The sequence below is a fragment of the Modestobacter sp. SSW1-42 genome (assembly GCF_046635825.1).
Classification (GTDB): domain Bacteria; phylum Actinomycetota; class Actinomycetes; order Mycobacteriales; family Geodermatophilaceae; genus Modestobacter.
The window spans coordinates 257,909-279,089 of the sequence record NZ_JBISCA010000002.1 but is presented as its reverse complement, the minus strand read 5'-3'; the positions used below and the strand labels follow the sequence as shown (position 1 = coordinate 279,089).

The following is a 21,181-nucleotide window of genomic DNA, read 5'->3' as shown; positions in this document are numbered from 1 at the left end:
CGGGTCCGCCCCCGCACCAGGGCGGGCTCAGGCCGACCAGCGGCCCTGGAGGACCAGCGCCGGGCGGTCGGCGTGGTCGGCGAGCACCACCGCGTCGGCCAGCGACACCGGGTCGACCTCGTCGTCGTAGCGGTCGAAGGCCGGCAGCTCCCACGCCCGGTCGGCCGGTGCCCGCCGCCGCCGCGCGGCCGGGGACAGTCGCAGGTGGACGACGACGTCGAAGGCCAGCCCCAGCCCCTGCAGCAGCGACCCGGGCACCAGCAGCACCCCGCCCCCGGGCGCCGGCCGGTGCGGCAGCCGGGCCGCCCGGTCGCGCTCGAGGTCCCACAGCGCCGGCAGGTACTCACCCGGCCCACCGGGACCGCAGCGGTCGAGCACCTCCCGGGCCAGCGCCCCGGAGTCCAGCCAGTCGCTGTAGCGGGCGTCGGGGTCGGTGCGCCCGTGCTCCAGGCGCAGCGACGCCGGCCGGTAGAACCCCTCCGCCGGGACGACGGCGGCCGGCCGGCTGAGCGTCGGCAGCCGCTCGGCGAGCGCCCCGGCGAGCACGCGCGGCCCGGTCACGCCCGGGCTCCCGGGCAGCTCGGGGCCGTCGACGGCGACCCGGAGAGCGGCCGCGCCGGGCTCGGGCGGGACGGCGGCGAGCAGGGCGGCCAGCCGGTCGGCGAGCGCGTCGGGGGAGAGCGGGAGCGGGGTGGTCAGCTCTGTGTCCCGGGCACGGCGTCGTCGTCGGCGGGACGCTCCGGACACGGGTGGTCGGCGCGCGCCTGCTCGGGGCGCGGCACGGGGTGGCCGGCGCCCGTCGCCGGACGGCGGCCGGGCTCCCCGGGGTGGTGCTCGTGGCGCTGGCCGGGGACCGTGGCGCGCAACGGGAGCCCGTCGAGGACCTCGACGGCCAGCGCGGCGGCCGGACGGCCCTGCGAGCGGGCGCGGCCGCGCAGCTCCTCGAAGGCCTCGCGCGGCGTGCAGCCGTGCCGCTCGGCCAGCACGCCGATGGCGCGCTCGATCGACACCCGGGCGGCCAGGGCGTGCTCGAGCTGGGCCACGGTGCGGCGCAGGGCGGCGATCTCGGCGTCCCGCGGGTCGACGGCCTCGGCGGCCGGTGCAGCGCCCGTGCGGGCGGCCCGTCGGCTGGCCCGGTCGGGCTCGGGCCCGGCGCCCAGCTCGCTGGCGAGCAGGTCGGCCAGGGTCATGGCCTCGACCAGGGTGAGCCCGTCGGCCTCGGCAGGGGGTCCGGCGTCCCGGTCGCCGCTGAGCACAGCCCAGCCGCGGGTGGTGCGGACGACCAGGGCCGCCGGGCCACCCGAGGGGCCGTGCACCGCCTCGGGCGGGAACACGACGGGGACGGGCGGGCGCACGGCCGGCTCGTCGCCGGCCGGCGCCCCACCGCAGCCTCCCGGGAGGCGGTGGTCGCCCCCCGAGGGCCGCGGTCCGGGGATCACGCGCGGGGTGACGCCGCGAGCTGGGCCTTGACCTGGTCGATGCTCGGGTTGGTGAGCGCCGTGCCGTCGGTGAACACCAGGGTGGGGACGGTCTGGTTGCCCCCGTTGGCGGCCATCACGATGTCGGCGGCGCCGTCGACCTCCTCGATGTTCACCTCGGCGAACTCGATGCCCTCGCGCTGCATCAGCTTCTTCAACCGCATGCAGTAGCCGCACCAGTTGGTCGTGTACATCGTCACCGCGGCTGCCGGAGCGCTCATCTGGTGGATCCTCCCTCGTCGTCCCCCGGGCGGGACACCCGGGTGGGGTGCGCCGACGTCGGGGGTGTGCCGCTCGCAGAACGCCGCCACCCTGGGGATGCTTCCCCCGTCCGTCGGTCCCGGCTGGGAGGATCGCCCCGTGGGGACGACAGACGTGGCAGGCGCGCGGACGGGCACCGACGGCGGCGCGGGAGCGGACGCCGTCCTGTCCGGGCTCGACGAGCAGCAGCGGGCCGCAGCGGCGGCCGTGCGGGGGCCGGTGTGCATCCTCGCCGGCGCCGGCACGGGCAAGACCCGCACCATCACGCACCGGATCGCCTACGGCGTCCACGTGGGGGAGTACGTGCCCGAGCAGGTGCTCGCGGTGACCTTCACCGCCCGCGCCGCCGGTGAGCTGCGCGGCCGGCTGTCGGCGCTGGGCGTCGGCGGGGTGCAGGCCCGCACGTTCCACGCCGCGGCGATGCGCCAGCTGCGGTACTTCGCGCCCCGCGTGCTCGGCGGCCCGATGCCCGAGCTGATCGAGAACAAGCTGCGGGTCGTCGCGGGCGCGGCCACCCGCAACCGGCTCACCACCGACCGCACCAGCCTGCGCGACCTGGCCAGCGAGATCGAGTGGGCCAAGACCACGCTCGCCACCCCCGAGGACTACCCGGCGCGCGCCGCCGCGGCCGGCCGCGACCTGCCCTTCGACGCCGCCGCGGTGGCCGCGGTCTACCAGAGCTACGAGGAGGCCAAGTCCCGCGACGGGGCCCTGGACTTCGAGGACCTGCTGCTGGTCACCGCCTACGCCATCGAGGAGCACCACGACGTCGCCCGCGAGGTGCGCGCCCAGTACCGGCACTTCGTCGTCGACGAGTACCAGGACGTCAACCCGCTGCAGCAGCGGCTGCTCGACGCCTGGCTCGGCGGCCGCGCCGAGGTGTGCGTCGTCGGCGACCCGAACCAGACCATCTACTCCTTCACCGGCGCCGACCCGGAGTACCTGCTGGGCTTCGCCGACCGCTACGGCGACGCCGAGGTGGTCAAGCTCGAGCGTGACTACCGGTCCACGCCGCAGGTGGTCGGGCTGGCCAACAAGCTCATCGGCCAGGCGCCGCCCCGCAAGGGCCTGCCCGGGCTGCGGCTGCTGGGCCAGCGCGCCGAGGGCCCCGCACCCCGGTTCGTCGAGCACGACGACGAGCCGGCCGAGGCCGCGGCGGTGGCCCGGGCCTGCCGCGAGCTGGTCGACAGCGGCCTGCCGGCCAGCGAGATCGCCGTGCTGTTCCGGATCAACGCCCAGTCGCAGGTGTACGAGTCGGCCCTGGCCGACCTCGGTGTGCCCTACGTCCTCAAGGGCGGCGAGCGGTTCTTCGAGCGCCCCGAGGTGCGGGAGGCGGTGGTGCTGCTGCGCGGCGCGGCCGCCGGCGGCAACGACCCCGGCGCGCTGGTGCCCGCCGTCCGCGACGTGCTGGCCTCCGTCGGCTGGGCCGAGCACCGGCCCCCGCCGGGTGGCGCCGCCCGCGACCGGTGGCAGTCGCTGGCCGCCCTGGTCGACCTCGCCGTCGACCTCGTCGCCGAGCAGCCCACCCTCGACCTGGCCGGCTTCGTCGCCCACCTGGCCGAGCGGGCCAACGCCCAGCACGCCCCGACGGTGCAGGGGGTCACGCTGGCCTCGATGCACGCGGCCAAGGGCCTGGAGTGGGACGCCGTGTTCGTCGTCGGCCTGGTCGACGGGGTCGTGCCGATCGCCCAGTCGCAGTCCCGCCCCGAGGCGGTCGAGGAGGAGCGGCGGCTGCTCTACGTCGCGGTGACCCGCGCCCGCGAGCAGCTCACGCTGTCCTGGTCGCTGGCCCGCAACCCCGGCGGACGCCGGTCCCGCCCGCGCAGCCGCTTCCTCGACGGCCTCGCCCCGGACGCCGCAGCGGCGGTCCGCCGCCCGGTGAAGCGGGCCAGGGTCGTGCTCGAGGGCGAGGCGGGCGAGCTGTTCGAGCGGCTGCGCGCCTGGCGGAGCAGCGCCGCGCAGGAGGCCTCGGTGCCGGCCTACGTCGTCTTCACCGACGCGACGCTGCAGGCGATCGCCGAGGCCCGCCCCTCGAGCCTCGCCGAGCTGTCCGGGCTGCCCGGGGTGGGCTCCCGCAAGCTCGACCTCTACGGCGCCGGGGTCCTCGCGGCCATCGACGCCTGACGGCTCGCTGACCAGCGGGAACACGCTCCTGCAGGAATCGCCGTTAATCGGTTGACCCCCCGGTGGCGGGTCCCCTAGCCTTCGCTGCACCACCTGGGAGTGATCCCGGACGCACCGGCACCACCGCACGCCCACGCACCAGCCAGCACCGAGACCGGCCGAGAGGCCGGGCTCCGTCCCCGGAAGGAGGGGCCCCGTGAACAGCACCGACACGACGACCGTCGGCACCACCGTGACCTCTCCGGCTGCCGGCCGCTGCGCTGCCTCCGTGCGCCCCGCCGTCCTGGCGACGGCCACCGCCGGTGCCCCGTCCACCACCACCGGTCTGCCGTTCGCCGGCATGGCCGTCCGGCTCCGTGGCTCGAAGACCGGCTGGGGCGCGTTCGGCACCACCGGTCTGCCGACCGGCCCCGATGCCCTGCCCGCCGTCGAGATCGGCGCCCAGCGCCTGCCCGCCACCAACGGCGGCTACGCCGAGCGCACCAGCAGCACCCCGGGTGACCTGCCCCGAAGAGCCCTCCTGAGCTGACACAGCTCGGCTGGACCTCCTCGAGGCCGCGGCTCCCGGACACCGGGAACCGCGGCCTCTGTCTTCTCAGGCCTTGTCCGCGGCCCCCACCGACCACTGGTCGGCGGGTCTCCGCCGACCGGACGCACTGACTGAGGAAGAGGAGGAGCGACCGTGCACACCACGATCGACCCCGCGACGTCCCACCGTCGGCCCGGGCTCGACCGCACGCACGTGTCCACCCGGGTACCGGCAGGGCAGGTCGTCCGCCGGGCGCTGCCCTGCCGGGTCACCGACCCCGACCTGTGGTTCGCCGAGAGCCCCGACCAGCTCGAGCAGGCCAAGCGCCTGTGCGTCGAGTGCCCGGTGCAGGCGGCCTGCCTCGCCGGCGCCCTCGACCGGGCCGAGCCCTGGGGCGTCTGGGGCGGGGAGATCTTCGACCGGGGGGTCGTCATCGCCCGCAAGCGGCCCCGGGGCCGTCCCCGCAAGGTCCGGGCGGAGGTCGCCGCGTGAGGCGGCAGCCGCCGGGTGCTCCCCGCCGTCCCGCCGTCCGGCGTCCCCGCGCCGGGCGTCCCGTCGACCGTTGCCAGTCCGTCGCGCCGTCCGCCGGCGCGCTCCGTCCGGAGGAACCGTCATGTACATGATCGACCAGGGCCTGGTCCGCAGCCGGCAGGCCGAGCGGCTGGCCGAGGCCGACCAGGCCTCCCGCGCCCGCCGGGTGGCCAGCGCCCGGCGCTGGGCCCGGCGTGCCGAGCAGGCGTCCCAGCGGGCCGCCCGCGCCAGCTCCGCCGTCTGGTGACCGGGGCGCCCACGTCGTCCCCGGCCGGGAGACCGCGGTCTCCCGACCGGGGACGTCCCGGCCCGGCTCAGCCGGCGAAGCCGGGGAGCCACTCCTCGCAGACGCCGCGGTAGGGCGCCTCGGCGTCGAGCTGGCACAGCACGCCGATCGACCCGATCGTCACGCGGTGGATGAGCAGGTACGCCGGGGGCAGGTTCAGCTGCCGGCCCAGCCGGCTGGCGTCGCTGCGGGGGTCGCCGATCCGCAGGGCCTGCTCCTGCATCCAGGCGCGGGTGAACCGGAACGACGGCGTGGACAGCGGCGCGAGGAACGGCAGGATGAAGTCGAGCACGCCCTGGGCGTCGACCTGGATGTCCTGGCGAACGAAGCCCTCCGCCCGCAGGTCGGTGAGGACGTCCTCGGCCCGCCCGGCGAGCGCCCACTGCACCAGCCGGCCGATCGGCTCGGGCAGCCCGTCGGGCAGCCGGGCGGTGGCGCCGAAGTCGATGACCCCGAGCCGGCCGTCGGGCATCAGCCGGAAGTTGCCCGGGTGCGGGTCGGCGTGCAGCAGCCCGGCGCGCTGCGGGCCGGAGAAGTGCAGCACCGCCATCAGCAGGCCGGCCCGGTCGCGCTGCTCCCGGGTGCCCTCGGCGGTGATCCGCGACAGCGGCGTGCCCTCGAGCCACTCGGAGACGATCACCTTCGGGGCGCTGGCCACGATCCGCGGGACGACGATCTGGTCGTCGTCGGTGTAGGCCTGGGCGAAGGCCCGCTGCGCGTCGGCCTCCAGCCCGTAGTCGAGCTCCTCCTCGGCCCGGGCCTTGAGCTCGGCGATGAGCGGCTTGACCTCCATGCCGGGGAACATCGCCGCGAAGAGCCGGGCGAAGCGCGCCAGCTGGTTCAGGTCGGCCATCAGGGCGGTGCCGGCGCCGGGGTACTGGATCTTCACCGCGACGTCGCGGCCGTCACGCCAGGTGGCGCGATGGACCTGGCCGATGCTGGCGGCGGCCGCCGGGGTGTCGTCGAAGTGGCGGAACCGCTCCCGCCAGCGGGCGCCCAGCTGCTGGGCCAGCACCGCGTGCACGGTGCGCACCGGCATCGGCGGGGCCGCCTCCTGCAGCTTGACCAGCGCCTCGCGATAGGGCCCGGCCATCTCCTCGGGCACCGCGGCCTCGAAGATCGACAGCTGCTGGCCCAGTTTCATGGCCCCGCCCTTGAGCTGGCCGAGGACGGCGAACAGCTGCTCGGCCGCCTTCTCCTGCAGCTCGGCGTTCACCTCGTCGGCCGGCCGGCCGGACAGGCGCTTGCCGATGCCGAGGGTGGCCCGGCCGGCGGCGCCCAGCGGCAGTGCGGCCAGGCGGGCCGTGCGGGACACCGCCCCCCGTGGGATGTCGCGCCCCGTGTCACTCACCCCCACAGTGTCCCCTGTCGCGGCCGGCGCCGCCCCGGCCGCGACCCGCGACCGCTGCGGCGGCGGTCAGCCACCGGCTGCGGCGAGCCGGGCCGCCGCCCCGCAGGCGCAGTCCGGGTGCGGGGGCCAGCGCCGCAGCCGGGGGAGCAGGTCCGGTGGCCGCAGCTCCAGGGTCGCCCCGACGGTGACCGGCTCGTCGTCGCCGTCGAGCAGGGCCAGCACCTGCACCGCGGCGGTCAGCGCGGTGAGCAGGCAGGTGACGGTGGCGCCGCTGGGCCCGGGGTCGGTCGCGGCCAGCTGGGCGGCCAGCCGCGGCCAGGCGGGGTCGTCGTCGCGGCGGCGCGCGTCGGCGCAGCGCAGGCAACTGCTGGTGCCACCGGGCAGCACCAGCGGGCCGACCACGCCGGTCTCCTCGCGGACCGTGGCCACCAGGTGCGGCGTGCCGGCCCGCTGCAGCGCAGCCGACAACGGGTCGGCGGCCGCCCACGGGCGGCAGAGCACGACCAGGTCGGGTGTGCGCTCGGGCGGCAGCGGCCGCAGGTCGGTGAGCGGGCTGACCCGGCGGACGGCGTCCGCGGCGGCCAGTGCCCGGGGCCGCCCCTCGTCGGCCGCCGTCGCCCCGCCGACGACGGTGTCGCCCGCCCGGGTGGGCCCGCGGTCGCGCACGTGCACCCGGCCGACCCCGCTGGCGGCCAGCACCGCGGCCAGCGGTGTGCCCACCCGGGTCGCCCCGTCGACCACCACGGCGCACTGCCGGCGGGACCGCCACCGCCCACCGGTGCCCGCGCGGGGCATGGCCGCGGGCAGCTCCAGCCCGGCCCGGGCCGCGGCCGCCGGGCCCGGGTCGGTCGCCAGCAGGTCGGTGGCGGCGAGGTCGTGCACCAGGCCGGCGCCCCGCAACCCGGCGAGCAGGTCGTCGACCACCTCGGCCGGTACCCCGCCCGCGACCGACTCGCTGCGCACGGCCCGCTCGCTCCGCCGGCCGTCCAGCCCCCGCAGCAGCGCGGTGACCTCGGCCCCGGCGGGGTGCAGGCGCAGTCCCGCGCGGCCGTCGACCCCGCCGACCTGCAGCAGGTCGTCGTCCAGCCGGAGGACCGGGGTGGTGGCGGGCAGCAGCGGGTGCGGGGTCTCGGTCATCGCGGGCAGCGTGCCAGCGGAGCAGCCCCGTCCGCGCAGTTCGTCCACAGGTGCTCCGGCGCGTCGGCGCGGAGATCGTGGACAGCGGCCGTAGGTTCCCGCGGGGCGCGCTGGACGAGCTGTGCCCACAGCCTGTGGACACAGCTGTGGACACCGTGGGGACCCGTCGGGGTGTCGTTGTGCACCGGCAGGGGACCCAGGGGGTGACGACCGGCCCAACGGGGCGTGAACGCCGTCCCCACCAGCACGGACGCGGCGGGCGGCCTGTGGACACGGGACGGCCGTTCCACCGTTCGGGGGACGCCCCGGGGCCAGGTGTCCACTGTCCGTGTGCACCTGTCCACGTCCGGGTGTCCTCATCAGGGGGCGCTCGCGGCTGCCGGTTACGGTGCGTTCGTGCAACCACGACCTGACCGCCGCCCGCCGGCTGCGTCGACGGCCGCCGTCCCCGCCGTGCGCACGGCGCCGCGCCTCGACAGCGAGGTGGAGGTCCGCCGCAGCGCGCGACGCCGCCGGACCGTGACCGCCTACCGCGAGAACGGCCGCACCGTGGTGCTCATCCCCGCGGCGTTCAGCGCGGCCGAGGAGCGGCGGTGGGTCGACCAGATGGTCGCCAAGCTGCAGACCCGCGAGGACCGCCGGCGGCGCAACCTGGCCTCCGACGAGGACCTGATGGTGCGTGCGCTCGAGCTCTCCGACGCCCACCTGCGCGGCCGCGCGGTGCCGGCGAGCATCCGGTGGGTCGACAACCAGAACCGCCGGTGGGGCTCCTGCACCCCCGCGGACCGGTCGATCCGGCTCTCCAGCCGGCTGCGCGGCATGCCGGAGTACGTCGTCGACTACGTGCTGGTGCACGAGCTCGCGCACCTGCTCGAGGCCAGCCACGACGAGCACTTCTGGGCGCTGGTGCGGGCCTACCCGCAGGCCGACCGGGCGCTGGGCTTCCTGGAGGGCGTCGAGCACGGCTCCGCCGGCAGCCGTCCCGAGGACGACGACCTGGAGCCCGGCACCGTCGCCTGACCGGGGCCGCTCGGCACCACCAGGCTCGGTCGACCCCCTTCCCGGGGCCCGCCGCGCGCGGAGCGCGTGGGGCCCCGGGAAGGGGGTCCTTCCTCAGCTCTGCGGTGTGGGGCCTTCGGGGGTGTCGCCGTCCTGGTCGTCGCGGGGGTCGGAGCCCTCGGTCAGCTCGGCGAACGGGTCGGCCGCGCCCTGGCGGGCGACGAAGTCCAGCGGCTCGTCGAGGTCGTCGGAGGTGGGCAGCAGGTCCGGGTGCGACCAGAGGCGGTCCCGCTCGGCCGGGCCGTGCTTCTGCGCCATCGCGCCCCACACCGTGCTGGCGTCGCGGGCCCGGCGCGGGCGCAGGTGCAGCCCGACCAGGGTGGCGAAGGTCTGCTCGGCCGGTCCGCCGGACGCCCGGCGCCGGCGCATCGTCTCGGCCAGCGCGGAGTGCCCGGGCAGCCGCTCGGCGGCCGCGGCCGCCACGACGGTGTCGACCCAGCCCTCGACCAGGGCCAGCAGGGTCTCCAGCCGGCGCAGCGCCATGGCCTGCTCGGGGGTCTCCTCCGGCTCGAGCACACCGCTGCCCAGCAGCCGCTGGATGCTCTCGGGGTCCTGCGGGTCCAGCCCGCCCTCCATGCCGCTCATCGCCTCGTCCAGACCACGCTGGATCGCCTCGGGGTCGACGTGGATGCCGCGGGCGTAGGCGTGGACGGCGTCGGTGAGCTGCTGGCGCAGCCACGGCACGTGCGCGAACAGGCGCTGGTGGGCGGCCTCGCGCAGGGCGAGGAACAACCGGACCTCGTCCTCGGGGCGGTCGAGACCTGCACCGAACGCGGTGACGTTCTGCGGCAGCAGCACGCCGGCGCCCTTGGGCCCCAGCGGCAGCCCGACCTCGGTGCTGGTGGTGACCTCGTCGGCCAGCTTGGCCAGGGCCTGGCCGACCTGGGCGCCGAACATGACGCCGCCCATCTGGCCCATGATCCCGGCGAGCGGGCCGGCGATCTGGGCGGCCTCGGCCGGCAGTGCGCTGGTCATCGCGGCGACGACGCGCTCGGCCAGCGGGTCGATGAGCGCGCTCCAGGCCGGCAGCGTCTGCTCGACCCACTCCACCCGCGACCAGGCCAGCCCGCGGTCGATGCCCGAGGGCAGCTCGGTGACCTGGTCCAGCCACAGGTCGGCCAGGCGCAGGGACTCGGCGACCGCGGCGCGCTCGGCGGCCGAGGTCGGCTGGTGGCCGGGGGCGAGCTGGCTGATCGCGCCCTGCCGGGCGAGGTCCCAGTTCACCGGGCCGCCCGAGTAGTTCATCAGCTTCTGCAGCTCGGCGAACAGCGGCATCTTGCCCAGCAGCTCCGACGGGTCGCCCCCGCCGGGCCCGCCCAGGCCGCCGCCGAACAGGGCGCCGAGGCCGAACGGGTCGTTCGCGCTCGGCCCGGTGCCGCCGGGCCCGTCGGACTCACCCCGTCGCTCGGGGTCGCGGTCGGGGAGTCCGAAGCCGAAGGGCACATCGCTCATGGCTCCACCGTAGCCGCGCGGGCACCCGCCCGACCGGCCCCGACCGGACTCCTGGGCTCCTGCGGTTCCGCCCTCGGCGAACCCGCCCCGGGCCGCCCGGTCGCCGCGGTCACCTACGCTCGCCGTTCGACGGGTGCGCTCGCCGCGGCCTCGGGGCCGACGGGGCCGGGCGGCCAGCCGACGTCGGCCGCTGGCCGCGAGGAGGAACCGTGAGTCGTCGGAGCACCGTGCTGGTGACCGGCACCGTCCTGCTGCTGCTGTTCGGGGTGCTCGGTGCCGTCCTGCCCGTGCCCTACGTGGCGCAGGTGCCCGGGCCCACCTACAACACCCTCGGCGACATCAACGGCACCCCGATCATCACCGTCACCGGCCGCGAGCCCAACGACACGTCCGGGAACCTCAACCTCACCACCGTCGGCATCCCGCAGGGCTCGCTGAACCTGGTGCGCGCGGTCCAGGGCTGGCTCGACGGCGAGGTGACCGTCGTCCCGCGCGAGCAGGTCTACCCGTCGGGGAAGTCGGTGCAGGAGACGCAGGCGGAGAACCGGCAGGCATTCCTCACCTCCGAGCAGTCCGCCCGCGGGGCCGCGCTGGCCGAGCTGGGCTACCCGGTGCAGGTCGTCGTCCAGGGCCTGCCGGAGGGGTCGCCGTCGGCGGGCCGGCTGGAGGACGGCGACGCGGTGGTGGCCGTCGACGGCACGCCCACACCGACCCAGGACGCGCTGCTCGCCGCGCTGCAGGCCATCCCGCCCTCGACCGCGGTGCAGGTCGACTACACCCGGATGGGCGTCGCCGGCACCGCCACGGTCACCACCGGCGCGGCGCAGGAGGGCGACGGTTCGGCGCTGGGCATCCAGGTCCTGGAGACCCCCTACGCGCCCTTCGACGTGTCGATCCAGGTGGACGACGTCGGCGGTCCCTCGGCCGGGCTGATGCTGTCGCTGGGGATCATCGACATGGTCGGCGACACCGACCTGACCGAGGGCGCGGTCATCGCCGGCACCGGCACCATCGACGCCACCGGCGCGGTCGGCCCGATCGGCGGCATCCCGCTCAAGCTCGTCTCCGCCCGCGACATCGGCGCGGTGCTGTTCCTGGTGCCGGCGGCCAACTGCGCCGAGGCGCTGGCCAACGCCCAGCCCGGCCTGCCGATGGCCAAGGTGGCCACCCTGGACGACGCCCTGACCGCGCTGGGTGACCTGCGCGCCGGGAGGACGCCCGCTCCCTGCTGACCGCCCGGGCGCCGGACCGTGGTGTGCTTGTGGCACGGCCGGGAACCCGCCGCCGCCGACAGCAGTTGAGGGAGCGGACCCCAGGCCCGCTCCTCCCCGCTCACGGCGGGGTGCGGGCTCTCCGTGTCCGAGTTCCCGCGGCCGGGCCCCGTGCCCGCGCCCACCCTTGAGACAGGAGTCCGACCGTGGCCATGCGGCCCCCCGTGCCGGTGCCGGCGTTGTCCCGGCGCGCCAAGCTGGCCATCGGCGTCGTCGCCGTGCTGCTGGTGCTGTCCACCGTGATCGGCACGCTGACCAACGTCTACGTCGACTACCTGTGGTTCGACGAGACCGGTTTCACCGAGGTGTTCTGGACCGAGGTGCAGACCCGCGCCCTGCTGTTCGCCCTGGCCGGGGTGGCCACCGGTGGACTGGTGGTGCTGGCGGTGCACCTGGCCTACCGGTTCCGGCCCGCGTTCCGGCCGATGTCGCTGGAGCAGCAGAACCTCGAGCGCTACCGCCAGTCGCTGGAGCCCCGCCGCAAGGTCGTGCTCACCGCGCTGGGGGTCGTGCTGGGCCTGCTGGCCGGGGCGGCCGCGCAGGGCAGCTGGCAGACCTGGCTGGCCTGGCGCAACGCCACCCCGTTCAACGCCACCGACCCGCAGTTCGGCCGGGACATCTCCTTCTTCGTGTTCGACCTGCCCTTCTACCGGCTCGCGCTGGGCTTCGGGTTCACGATCGTGCTGCTGGCGCTGATCGGGTCGGTGCTGACCCACTACGTGTTCGGTGGGCTGCGGCTGCAGACTCCGGGGCAGAAGCTCACCGGCGCGGCCCGGGTGCAGCTGTCGGTGCTGCTGGGCCTGTTCGTGGCGCTCAAGGCGGTCGCCTACTGGCTGGACCGCTACAGCCTCGTGTACTCCGACCGGGGCGGGCTGTACACCGGCGCCTCCTACACCGACGTCAACGCGCTGCTGCCGGCCAAGAACATCCTGGTCGTGGTGGCCGCGATCTGCGCGATCGCGTTCTTCGTCAACATCGCCGTGCGCAACACCGTGCTGCCGGCCGCGGCGCTGGGGCTGCTGCTGGTGGCCAGCCTGCTCATCGGCTTCGCCTACCCCGCGATCGTGCAGCAGTTCGTCGTCCGGCCCTCGGCCGACCAGCGGGAGGCGGAGTTCACCGGCCGGGCGATCACCTCCACCCTGGACGCCTACCAGCTCAACGACATCGAGTACGTCAACTACGCGCAGGACCAGACCGAGGGCGCCGACCGCGACGCGGCCATCGCCGCGCTGCGCGACGACACCGAGACGATCCCCAACGCGCGGCTGCTGGACCCCAACGTGCTGTCCGCGACGTTCACCGCCCGCCAGCAGATCCGCAACGTCTACGGCTTCCCCGAGAAGCTGGACATCGACCGCTACACCGTCGACGGCGTCACCCAGGACTACGTGGTGGCCGTGCGCGAGCTCAACAGCTCCGAGCTCAGCGGCAACCAGAGCAGCTGGATCAACCGGCACACCGTCTACACCCACGGCAACGGCTTCGTGGCCGCGCCGGCCAACGAGGTGGTCGCCGGGTCCGAGGGCGGCGAGCCCAACTTCACCACCGGCGACCTGCCCAACCGCGGTGACATCCAGGTCGACCGCTCGCAGATCTACTACGGCGAGCTGCTCAACAACGACGGCGTCGACGTCTACTCGGTCGTCGGCGGGCCCTCGCCCCGGGAGTTCGACCAGCCCGAGGGTGGGTCCGGCGAGGGGCAGATCAACTCCACCTACGACGGCGCCGGGGGCGTCTCGGTCGGCAGCTTCTTCCGCCGGCTGACCTACGCCATCTACTACCGGGAGCGGAACTTCCTGCTCTCCAGCGCGGTCAACGACCAGTCCAAGGTGCTCTACGTGCGCAACCCGCGCGACCGGGTGGAGAAGGCCGCGCCCTTCCTCACCGTGGACGGCGACCCCTACCCGGCGGTCGTCGACGGCAGGATCGTGTGGATCCTCGACGGCTACACCACCTCGGACGCCTACCCCTACTCCGAGCAGATGTCGCTGCGGGACAGCGCCGCGGACGCGCTGACCGGGACGGGCACGACCGCCCTGCCCGACCAGCAGTTCAACTACATCCGCAACTCGGTCAAGGCCACGGTCGACGCCTACGACGGCACGGTCAGCCTGTACGCCTGGGACGACACCGACCCGGTGCTGGCGACCTACATGAAGGCCTTCCCGGGTCTGGTGAAGCCGCGCAGCGACGTGACCGCCGAGCTGGAGAGCCACGTCCGGTACCCGGAGGACCTGTTCAAGCTGCAGCGGGACATCCTGACCCGGTACCACGTGTCCGACCCGATCGCCTTCTACAACCAGAACGACCGGTGGCAGGTCTCGGCGGACCCGACGCAGCAGGGCACCACCACCGACGAGGACCAGCCCCCGTACTACATCCTGTCGCAGCGGCCGGGTGACGAGGAGGCGAGCTTCCAGCTCACCAGCGCGCTCAACGCCTTCGAGCGGGACAACCTGTCGGCGTTCGTCTCCGCCTCCTCCGACCCCGAGACCTACGGCGACATCCAGGTGCTGCGACTGCCCGGCAACACCCCCTACCGGGGGCCGAACCAGGTGCAGAACGCCTTCGTGACCAACAACCAGGTCCGGCCCGACCTCACGCTGTTCAGCAGCGAGAACTCCCGGGCGGTGTTCGGCAACCTGCTCACCCTGCCGATCGGGGACGCCGGCCTGCTCTACGTCGAGCCGCTGTACGTGCAGGGGACCGGGGAGAACTCCTTCCCGTTGCTGCAGAAGGTGCTGGTCAACTACGCCGACCGGATCGGCTACGCCGACACCCTCGCCGAGGCGCTGGACCAGGTCTTCGGGCAGGGCGTGGGCGAGGTGGCCGCCGACGGCGGGACCCCGCCGGCCACGCCGACCACGCCGACCCCGGCACCGACCGACGGCGCCACCCCGGCACCGAGCGCCGGGCCGGTCGACGAGGCTGCCCGGGACGCGGCGGTGACCCGGCTCAACGACGCGATCACCGCGCTCGGGGAGGCCACCCGGGCCGGCGACTTCGCCCGGATCGGGCAGGCGCAGGCCGACCTGCAGGCTGCGGTGCAGGCCTACCAGGCGGCCAACGGGCAGGCGTCCGCCGCGCCGTCGTCCACGCCGGCCCCGTCGCCGACGGGCTGAGCAGGCGGGTGGTCCCCGGGGTCGTGACCCCGGGGACCACCCCTGCGCAGCGAGCCACCGCAGGTGGGGTATGATTTTCCCAGCGACGCGGGGTGGAGCAGCTCGGTAGCTCGCTGGGCTCATAACCCAGAGGTCGCAGGTTCAAATCCTGCCCCCGCTACCACCGACGAAGGCCCGGTCACCCCCAGGGTGACCGGGCCTTCGTCGTCTCCTGGCTACGCTGCCCGCCGTGCGCAGCCCCGCCGGAGTCCGAGCCGCCGACACCGCCGACACCGCGGACGCCGCGGGGATCGCCGCCGTCTACCGGCCGCACGTCACCGGCTCGGTGGCCTCCTTCGAGACCGTGCCGCCGGACGCGGCCGAGATCGCCCGCCGGATGCTCGGCGCGCCCCGCCTGCCCTGGGTCGCCGCCGAGCGGGACGGCGCGGTGGTCGGCTACGCCTACGCGGCGCCGCACAACGTCCGTGCGGCCTACCGCTGGTCGGTCAGCTGCTCGGTCTACCTCTCCGCCGACGAGCGCGGCGCGGGCACCGGGCGGGCGCTGTACGAGCGGCTGCTGGCCGAGCTGCTCCCGCTCGGGTACGTGACGGCCTTCGCCGGCATCGCGCTGCCCAACGACGCGAGCGTGGGGCTGCACACCGCGCTCGGCTTCACCCCGGTGGGCGTCTACCGCGCCGCCGGGTACAAGGCCGGCCGCTGGCACGACGTCGGCTGGTGGCAGCTGCCGCTGCGGGAGCCGCCGGCGGAGCCGGCCGAGCCCGCGCCCTGGACGCCGGACGGCCCCCCGCGAGCGCGCCGGCCGGACGTGGGGTAGTGTTCTCCCTGCGACGCGGGGTGGAGCAGCTCGGTAGCTCGCTGGGCTCATAACCCAGAGGTCACAGGTTCAAATCCTGTCCCCGCTACCAACCGGAGGGCCCGGTCACCGAACAGGTGACCGGGCCCTCCGTCTGTCTGCCGTGCGTGCCCGTGCAGACTCAGTCCGTTCGGGGGAACACAGCTCGACAGGAGGACGACACACATGGACGCCGGACCCACGGTGGGACACCCCGCCGACGGAGCGGACCAGTGGCCGGGCCAGGTCACCGAGCGGACGATGGCCGACGGCCGTCCGATGTTCTACTTCGACGACGTGGCCACTGCCGGCGCGGTGCACGAGGCCGAGGACACCCGCCCGCTGCCGGAGCCCCCGCACGCCGGTGAGGTCCGCTTCGACGTGCTCACCGGGGAGTGGGTGACGATCGCCGGCCACCGGATGAACCGCACGTTCCTGCCCAGTGCCGCCGACTGCCCGCTGGACCCGACCCTGGACCCGGCGCGACCCACCGAGGTGCCCGACAGCAGCTACGACGTCGTGGCCTTCGCCAACCGGTTCCCCAGCTTCGCGCCGCTGACCGTCGGCCCGGGCGCGGACGCCGCGCCGCCGGCGTTCGGTCCCGCCGACCGGCCCGCGTACGGGCACTGCGACGTCGTGGTGTTCTCCAGCGACCACGAGGCCGCCGTCGTCGACCTGCCCGTGGCGCGGATGCGCACGATCGTCGAGGCGTGGGCCCAGCGCACCGCCGCCCACTCGGCCGACCCGCAGGTGGCCGAGGTGTTCGTGTTCGAGAACAGCGGCCAGGAGATCGGGGTGACGCTGACCCACCCGCACGGGCAGGTCTACGCCTACCCGACCGTGCCGCCGCGGTCCGCGCAGCTGGTCGAGCAGGCCCGCAAGCACCGCGAGGCCACCGGGGGCAACCTGCTCGCCGACGTGCTCGCCGCCGAGCAGGCCGAGGGCACCCGGGTCGTGCTGAGCGGGGAGCACTTCACCGCCTACGTGCCCCGCGCCGCCCGCTGGCCGATCGAGGTGCACCTGGCCCCGCACCGCGACGTGCCCGACCTCGCCGCGCTGCACGACGCGGAGAAGGCCGAGCTCGCGGTGGTCTACCAGGAGCTGCTGCGCCGGCTGTCCCGCTTCCACCCGGGTGTCGACCGGGTGCCCTACATCTCCGGCTGGCACCAGGCGCCGACCGGCGAGGACCGCGACCTGGGCCGGCTGCACCTGCAGCTGTTCTCGCTGCTGCGGGCACCGGGCAAGCTCAAGTACCTGGCCGGCTCCGAGTCCGGCATGGGTGCCTGGATCAACGACACGACGCCGGAGCGCATCGCCGACCGGCTGCGGGAGGTGGCGTCGTGAGCGCCCGGGAACAGGCCGACCTCGCGGTCGCCGAGCTGCGCGCGACCTGGGAGGTCGAGCCGGACGGCGTCTGGACCGCCCCCGGCCGGGTCAACCTGATCGGTGAGCACGTCGACTACAACGGCGGCCGCTGCCTGCCGATGGCGCTGACCCGCATCACCGCCGCCGCCGTCCGCCGCCGGGACGACGACGTCGTCCGGCTGTCGAGCACCGACCCGGACGCCGCGCCGTTCGAGGGCCGGCTGGGCGACCTGGGCCCGGGCACCGCCACCGGCTGGGCCGGCTACGCGGCGGGCACGCTGTGGGCGCTGCAGCAGGCCGGCATCGACGTACCCGGCATGGACCTGTCGGTCAGCAGCGACGTCCCGCTGGGCGCGGGCCTGTCCAGCTCGGCGTCGCTGGAGGCCGCGGTGGCCTTCGCCGCGGCGGAGCTGGCCGGCCGCACCGACTCGGTCGAGCTGCGGCACGTGCTGGTGCAGGCCGCGATCCGGGCGGAGAACGAGGTCGTGGGCGCCGGCACCGGCGGCATGGACCAGACGGTCGCGCTGCTGGCCGAGGAGGGCTCGGCCCTGCTCATCCACACCCGCGACTTCCGCACCGAGCCGGTGCACCTGGGCCTGGCCGAGGCCGGGCTGGAGCTGATGGTCATCGACACCCGGGTCAAGCACACCCTCGCCGACGGCCAGTACGCCAAGCGCCGCGCCGACTGCGACGAGGCGGCCCGCCAGCTGGGCCTGGAGTGGCTGTCCGACGCCACCCCCGAGGACGTCGTCCGGCTCACCGACCCGCGGCTGCAGGCCCGGGCCCGGCACGTGGTCGGGGAGAACCAGCGCGTCGACACCGTCGTCGAGCTGGTGCGGGCCGGCCGGGTGGCCGAGATCGGGCCGATGCTCGACGCCTCGCACGCCTCGCTGCGCGACGACTACGAGGTGTCCGCGGTCGAGCTCGACGTCGTCGTCGAGGCCGCGCGGTCGGCCGGTGCGCTCGGTGCCCGGATGGTCGGCGGTGGGTTCGGCGGCTCGGCGATCGCGCTGATCCGCCCGGCCGACGCGGCCGCCGTGGACGCGGCGGTCGTGGCCGCCTGCCGCGAGCGCGGGCTGACCGAGCCGGTCACGCTGACCGTCACGTCCGGCCCCGCGGCCCGCCGGCTGAGCTGACGCGCTCCCGGGCGGGGGAACACCCCGCCCGGGAGCACCGTTCGGCAGGGGCATGGAACCGACCGTCTCCGACGCCCCGCAGGACAGCCGCTACGAGATCCGCGACGGCGACCGGCTGCTCGGCATCGCCGCGTACCTCCGCAACGGCTCCACGGTGGTGTTCACCCACACCGAGGTCGAGAGCGAGGGCTCCGGGCTGGGCAGCACCCTGGTGCGGGCCGCGCTCGACGACGTCCGCAGCCAGGGCGGCACCGTCGTCCCGCAGTGCTCGTTCGTGAAGGGCTGGATCGAGCGGCACCCCGAGTACCGCGACCTGGTCGCCGACCCTTCCTGAGGTCCGGCGCGGAGCGCCTGCGAAGCTGGGCGCATGCGCGTCCTGGTCACCGGTTGGTTCAGCTTCGACGAGGTGATCGCCACCGTCGGCGACGACCTGGGCGCCGAGGTGGTGGCGGGCTGGCTGCGTGAGCTGGACGTCGACCACTCCGTGGCCTGGGCGCCCTTCCTGCAGCGCGGGCCGAACTGGCGTGACCTCGACCCGGCCGACTTCACGCACCTGGTGTTCGTCAGCGGCCCGGTCTCCGACACCCCGCTGCTGCGCGAGCTGACCGAGGCGTTCGCCGGTGCCCAGCGCTGGGCGGTCAACGTCTCGGTGGTCACCGAGGCCGGCCGGGCCCTGTTCCACGAGGTGTGGGAGCGCGACGCCCCCGGTGTCGCCCGCCCGGACCTGGCCATGGCCACCCGGACGCCCGACGTCCCGGTGCTGGCCGTCGCGTTCGCCCCGCCGCAGGAGGAGTACGGCGACCGCAGCCGGGCGGTCGAGGTGCGCGCGGCCATCGAGGGGTGGCTCGGCGCCCGCGCCATCCCGTGGTTCGAGCTGACCATGGACAGCTTCGAGAAGCCCTACGAGCGGTTCCCGCTGCAGGTCGAGGCGCTCATCCGGCGGGCCGACGCGGTGGTGAGCATGCGGCTGCACGCGCTGGTGCTCGGGCTGGCGCACGGGAAGCCGGTCATCGCCTGCGATGCCATCGTCGGTGGCGCCAAGGTCACCGCGCAGGCCGGTGCGCTGGGCTGGCCGCTGGTGGTGCCGGGCGACCAGGTCGACGCCCACACCCTGGACGCCGCGCTCGAGCACGCGCTGTCCGGCACGCTCGCCGAGGCGATCACCGCCGCCCAGGAGCGTGGTGCGGCGTCCAACGCGCAGGCGCGGGAGTGGCTCAGCCGCCGGCTGCAGGGCTGACGGCCGGCCGCTGGGCGGTGGCGAAGCGTCGCTCCACCTCCGCCGGCACCGGCCGCCGCTGGGCGAGAGCGGCCGGGAGCAGGCGCACCAGCCCGGCCAGCGCCGTCCGGGCGGCCGGCTCGGTGACCGCCCGGTGGGCCAGCCGCGCGGTCGCGGTGAGCGCCACGGGGAGCGGACGGCGCAGCCAGTCGACGAGCACGTCGTTGCGGGTCTGCAGCGACCAGCGGGCCGCGCTGGGCCGGTCCGGCCCGGCCGGGTCGTGCCAGGCGACGACGTCCTCGCTGAACACGAGCTGCCACCCGGCCGCGGCGAGGTCCAGGGCCAGCAGGTGCTCCTCGCCGCCGAAGAACAGCAGCCGCGAGAAGCCGCCCGCACCGAGGTAGGCGTCCCGGCGGACCACCGCGGCGAACGCCGGGAAGCTCAGCACGTCGGGTCCCGCGGGGGAGCGGCCGAGCAGTGCGCGCCGGTGCTTGCGGGTGACGGCGTCCTCGCTGCCGTCGCCGGCCATCCGCACCCGGCCGACGACGACGGCGAGCCGGGGGTGGGCGTCCAGCAGGGCGACGGCGGCGTCCAGGGCGCCCGGCTCCCACCAGGAGTCGTCGTCGGCGAAGGCCACGTACCGGGTCGTGGCGCGGCGGACGCCGTCGGTGCGGGCGACCGCCCCGGCGTTGGCCGGCAGCTCCAGGACGTCGACCCGCGGGTGCTGTCCCCGCACCGCGGCCGCGGTGCCGTCGGAGGAGGCGTTGTCGACGACGACCACCGGGTGGACGCCGTCGTCGAGCCGGGCCAGTGACCGGAGCAGCGAGGCCCGCCGGTCCCGGGTGGCGATGACGACGCTGACCGCAGGCTCGCTGTGCACCGGAGAGTTGTACCCGGGGCGCCGGTCAGGCCGAGAGGGCGGTACCGGTGTCGTCGAGGGCGAGGGCCAGCTCGTCGAGCGGGAGGTCGACGGCCCGGGCGAGGGCGGCGACGGTGAAGAACGCCGGCGTCGGGACGCGGCCGGACTCGATCTTGCGCAGCGCCTCCAGGCTCACCCCCGAGGCGAGGGCCACCTCGCCCGGCGTGCGGGCGCCGCGGGCCTCGCGCAGCAGCGCCCCCAGCCGACGGCCGCGCTCACGCTCTTCCGGGCTCAGCGGCGGTCGCACCATGGGCGTGATAGTAATACCGGGATAGCAATACCAGGACCAGGAGGACGACGTGATCGAACTGCGCACCCCGGGCGAGATCGAGGCCATGCGGGCCGCCGGCGCGGTGGTCGCCCGGATGCACGCGGCGGTACGGGCACTGGCGGCTCCCGGCGTCCGGCTCACCCAGCTCGACGAGGCCGCCCGGCAGGTGCTGGCCGACGCCGGGGCCAGCTCGCCGTTCCTCGGCTACGCGCCGCTGCGCAGCACGCCGCCGTTCCCGGGCGTGGTCTGCCTGTCGGTCAACGACGTCGCGCTGCACGGCATCCCGACCTCCCAGGAGCTCGAGGACGGCGACCTGCTCAGCGTCGACGCCGGAGCCACCCTCGACGGCTGGGTCGGCGACGCGGCCATCACCTTCCCGGTCGGCACGCCCCGCGCCGAGGACCTGCGGCTGCTCGACACCACCACCCGGGCCCTGGAGGCCGGGATCGCCGCGGCCGTCGTCGGCGGGCGGCTCGGCGACGTCTCGGCCGCCATCGGTGCGGTGGGCCGGGCCGGCGGGTGCGGGATCAACACCGACCAGGGCGGCCACGGGATCGGCCGGTCGATGCACGAGGCGCCCAGCGTGCCCAACGAGGGCCGCGCCGGGCGGGGGCTGAAACTGCGCGCCGGGCTGGTCATCGCGATCGAGCCGTGGTTCCTGGCCGGCGGCTCCGACGACTACCGGGTCGACGCCGACGGCTGGACGCTGCGCAGCGCCGACGGCAGCCGTGCGGCCCACGTCGAGCACACCGTCGCCGTCACCGACGACGGCCCGCGCATCCTCACGCTCCCGGCGTAGACGTCGGGCAGGGCCTCCCCTCGGCCCCCGTGCAGGGTCCGC

General features: G+C 75.6%; 21 protein-coding genes and 2 tRNA genes. 15 read left to right on the top strand and 8 right to left on the bottom strand.

The features are described from left to right. Positions 1-27 precede the first annotated feature (27 nt). The 3 genes from ACGBYP_RS06595 to ACGBYP_RS06585 form a co-directional block, all read right to left on the bottom strand. Entirely contained in the window at positions 28-747 is a 720-nt protein-coding gene (locus ACGBYP_RS06595) for a uridine kinase (RefSeq protein WP_411582470.1), read from the bottom strand. Further along, complete coding sequence (locus ACGBYP_RS06590) at positions 696-1,355, bottom strand: ANTAR domain-containing protein (RefSeq protein WP_411582469.1); 660 nt, start codon at positions 1,353-1,355, stop codon at positions 696-698. Before ACGBYP_RS06590 ends, ACGBYP_RS06595 begins: the two co-directional genes overlap by 52 nt. Positions 1,356-1,435: 80 nt before the next feature. Beyond that, positions 1,436-1,699, bottom strand: coding sequence for a mycoredoxin (locus tag ACGBYP_RS06585; RefSeq protein ID WP_411582468.1), 264 nt, complete (start codon positions 1,697-1,699; stop codon positions 1,436-1,438). 154 nt (positions 1,700-1,853) lie between these two features. On the opposite strand from ACGBYP_RS06585, the gene ACGBYP_RS06580 reads away from it, so the two are divergent. The 4 genes from ACGBYP_RS06580 (at position 1,854) to ACGBYP_RS06565 (ending at position 5,170) form a co-directional block, all read left to right on the top strand. Further along, positions 1,854-3,863, top strand: a complete 2,010-nt coding sequence (locus ACGBYP_RS06580; RefSeq protein WP_411582467.1) for an ATP-dependent helicase — start codon at positions 1,854-1,856, stop codon at positions 3,861-3,863. Positions 3,864-4,059: 196 nt separating this feature from the next. Then, the gene (locus ACGBYP_RS06575; RefSeq protein ID WP_411582466.1) at positions 4,060-4,392 is read left to right on the top strand and encodes a hypothetical protein; all 333 of its coding nucleotides are present in this window, start codon (positions 4,060-4,062) and stop codon (positions 4,390-4,392) included. Between the two features lie 153 nt (positions 4,393-4,545). Beyond that, positions 4,546-4,884, top strand: coding sequence for a WhiB family transcriptional regulator (locus tag ACGBYP_RS06570; RefSeq protein WP_411582465.1), 339 nt, complete (start codon positions 4,546-4,548; stop codon positions 4,882-4,884). 121 nt (positions 4,885-5,005) lie between these two features. Next, positions 5,006-5,170 carry a hypothetical protein gene (locus ACGBYP_RS06565; RefSeq protein WP_411582464.1) on the top strand — a complete coding sequence of 55 codons (165 nt, stop codon included), beginning with the start codon at positions 5,006-5,008 and terminating at the stop codon, positions 5,168-5,170. Between the two features lie 67 nt (positions 5,171-5,237). Here the strand turns inward: ACGBYP_RS06565 and ACGBYP_RS06560 are convergent, their stop codons facing one another. Together ACGBYP_RS06560 and ACGBYP_RS06555 are read right to left on the bottom strand one after the other, a co-directional pair. Beyond that, positions 5,238-6,560 carry an ABC1 kinase family protein gene (locus ACGBYP_RS06560; protein ID WP_411582463.1) on the bottom strand — a complete coding sequence of 441 codons (1,323 nt, stop codon included), beginning with the start codon at positions 6,558-6,560 and terminating at the stop codon, positions 5,238-5,240. A gap of 66 nt (positions 6,561-6,626) precedes the next feature. After that, positions 6,627-7,697, bottom strand: coding sequence for a ThiF family adenylyltransferase (locus ACGBYP_RS06555; RefSeq protein ID WP_411582462.1), 1,071 nt, complete (start codon positions 7,695-7,697; stop codon positions 6,627-6,629). A gap of 396 nt (positions 7,698-8,093) precedes the next feature. Here ACGBYP_RS06555 and ACGBYP_RS06550 point away from each other — a divergent pair, with 396 nt between their 5' ends. Further along, on the top strand, positions 8,094-8,717 hold the full coding sequence (locus ACGBYP_RS06550; RefSeq protein ID WP_411582461.1) for a M48 family metallopeptidase: 624 nt from the start codon (positions 8,094-8,096) through the stop codon (positions 8,715-8,717). A 93-nt stretch (positions 8,718-8,810) separates the two neighbouring features. Here ACGBYP_RS06550 and ACGBYP_RS06545 read toward each other — a convergent pair whose 3' ends face one another. Continuing rightward, the gene (locus ACGBYP_RS06545) at positions 8,811-10,208 is read right to left on the bottom strand and encodes a zinc-dependent metalloprotease (RefSeq protein ID WP_411582460.1); all 1,398 of its coding nucleotides are present in this window, start codon (positions 10,206-10,208) and stop codon (positions 8,811-8,813) included. 209 nt (positions 10,209-10,417) lie between these two features. Between ACGBYP_RS06545 and ACGBYP_RS06540 the strand changes: the two genes are divergently transcribed. The 9 genes from ACGBYP_RS06540 to ACGBYP_RS06500 all read left to right on the top strand — a co-directional run bounded on the left by ACGBYP_RS06540 (position 10,418) and on the right by ACGBYP_RS06500 (position 19,171). Beyond that, positions 10,418-11,440, top strand: coding sequence for a PDZ domain-containing protein (locus tag ACGBYP_RS06540; RefSeq protein ID WP_411582459.1), 1,023 nt, complete (start codon positions 10,418-10,420; stop codon positions 11,438-11,440). A gap of 191 nt (positions 11,441-11,631) precedes the next feature. Next, positions 11,632-14,601 (top strand): UPF0182 family protein, encoded by a 2,970-nt coding sequence (locus ACGBYP_RS06535; RefSeq protein WP_411583677.1) that lies wholly within the window; start codon positions 11,632-11,634, stop codon positions 14,599-14,601. 86 nt (positions 14,602-14,687) lie between these two features. Beyond that, positions 14,688-14,764, top strand: a tRNA-Met gene (locus ACGBYP_RS06530). A gap of 66 nt (positions 14,765-14,830) precedes the next feature. Continuing rightward, positions 14,831-15,415, top strand: coding sequence for an N-acetyltransferase family protein (locus tag ACGBYP_RS06525; protein ID WP_411582458.1), 585 nt, complete (start codon positions 14,831-14,833; stop codon positions 15,413-15,415). A gap of 14 nt (positions 15,416-15,429) precedes the next feature. Further along, positions 15,430-15,506 (top strand) — tRNA-Met (locus tag ACGBYP_RS06520). A gap of 113 nt (positions 15,507-15,619) precedes the next feature. Next, positions 15,620-16,777 carry a galactose-1-phosphate uridylyltransferase gene (galT, locus tag ACGBYP_RS06515; protein WP_411582457.1) on the top strand — a complete coding sequence of 386 codons (1,158 nt, stop codon included), beginning with the start codon at positions 15,620-15,622 and terminating at the stop codon, positions 16,775-16,777. After that, the gene (gene galK / locus ACGBYP_RS06510; RefSeq protein WP_411582456.1) at positions 16,774-17,934 is read left to right on the top strand and encodes a galactokinase; all 1,161 of its coding nucleotides are present in this window, start codon (positions 16,774-16,776) and stop codon (positions 17,932-17,934) included. The genes galT and galK overlap by 4 nt, the downstream gene beginning before the upstream one ends. A gap of 52 nt (positions 17,935-17,986) precedes the next feature. Next, positions 17,987-18,268, top strand: coding sequence for a GNAT family N-acetyltransferase (locus ACGBYP_RS06505; protein WP_411582455.1), 282 nt, complete (start codon positions 17,987-17,989; stop codon positions 18,266-18,268). Positions 18,269-18,301: 33 nt separating this feature from the next. Continuing rightward, on the top strand, positions 18,302-19,171 hold the full coding sequence (locus tag ACGBYP_RS06500; RefSeq protein WP_411582454.1) for a polysaccharide pyruvyl transferase family protein: 870 nt from the start codon (positions 18,302-18,304) through the stop codon (positions 19,169-19,171). Here ACGBYP_RS06500 and ACGBYP_RS06495 read toward each other — a convergent pair. Beyond that, positions 19,149-20,030, bottom strand: coding sequence for a glycosyltransferase family 2 protein (locus ACGBYP_RS06495; RefSeq protein ID WP_411582453.1), 882 nt, complete (start codon positions 20,028-20,030; stop codon positions 19,149-19,151). The genes ACGBYP_RS06500 and ACGBYP_RS06495 overlap by 23 nt on opposite strands. A gap of 25 nt (positions 20,031-20,055) precedes the next feature. Next, positions 20,056-20,319, bottom strand: coding sequence for a helix-turn-helix domain-containing protein (locus tag ACGBYP_RS06490; protein WP_411582452.1), 264 nt, complete (start codon positions 20,317-20,319; stop codon positions 20,056-20,058). A 49-nt stretch (positions 20,320-20,368) separates the two neighbouring features. Between ACGBYP_RS06490 and map the strand changes: the two genes are divergently transcribed. Continuing rightward, positions 20,369-21,139: a type I methionyl aminopeptidase gene (map, locus tag ACGBYP_RS06485; protein ID WP_411582451.1), complete on the top strand. Its 771-nt coding sequence runs from the start codon at positions 20,369-20,371 to the stop codon at positions 21,137-21,139. Positions 21,140-21,181 lie beyond the last annotated feature (42 nt).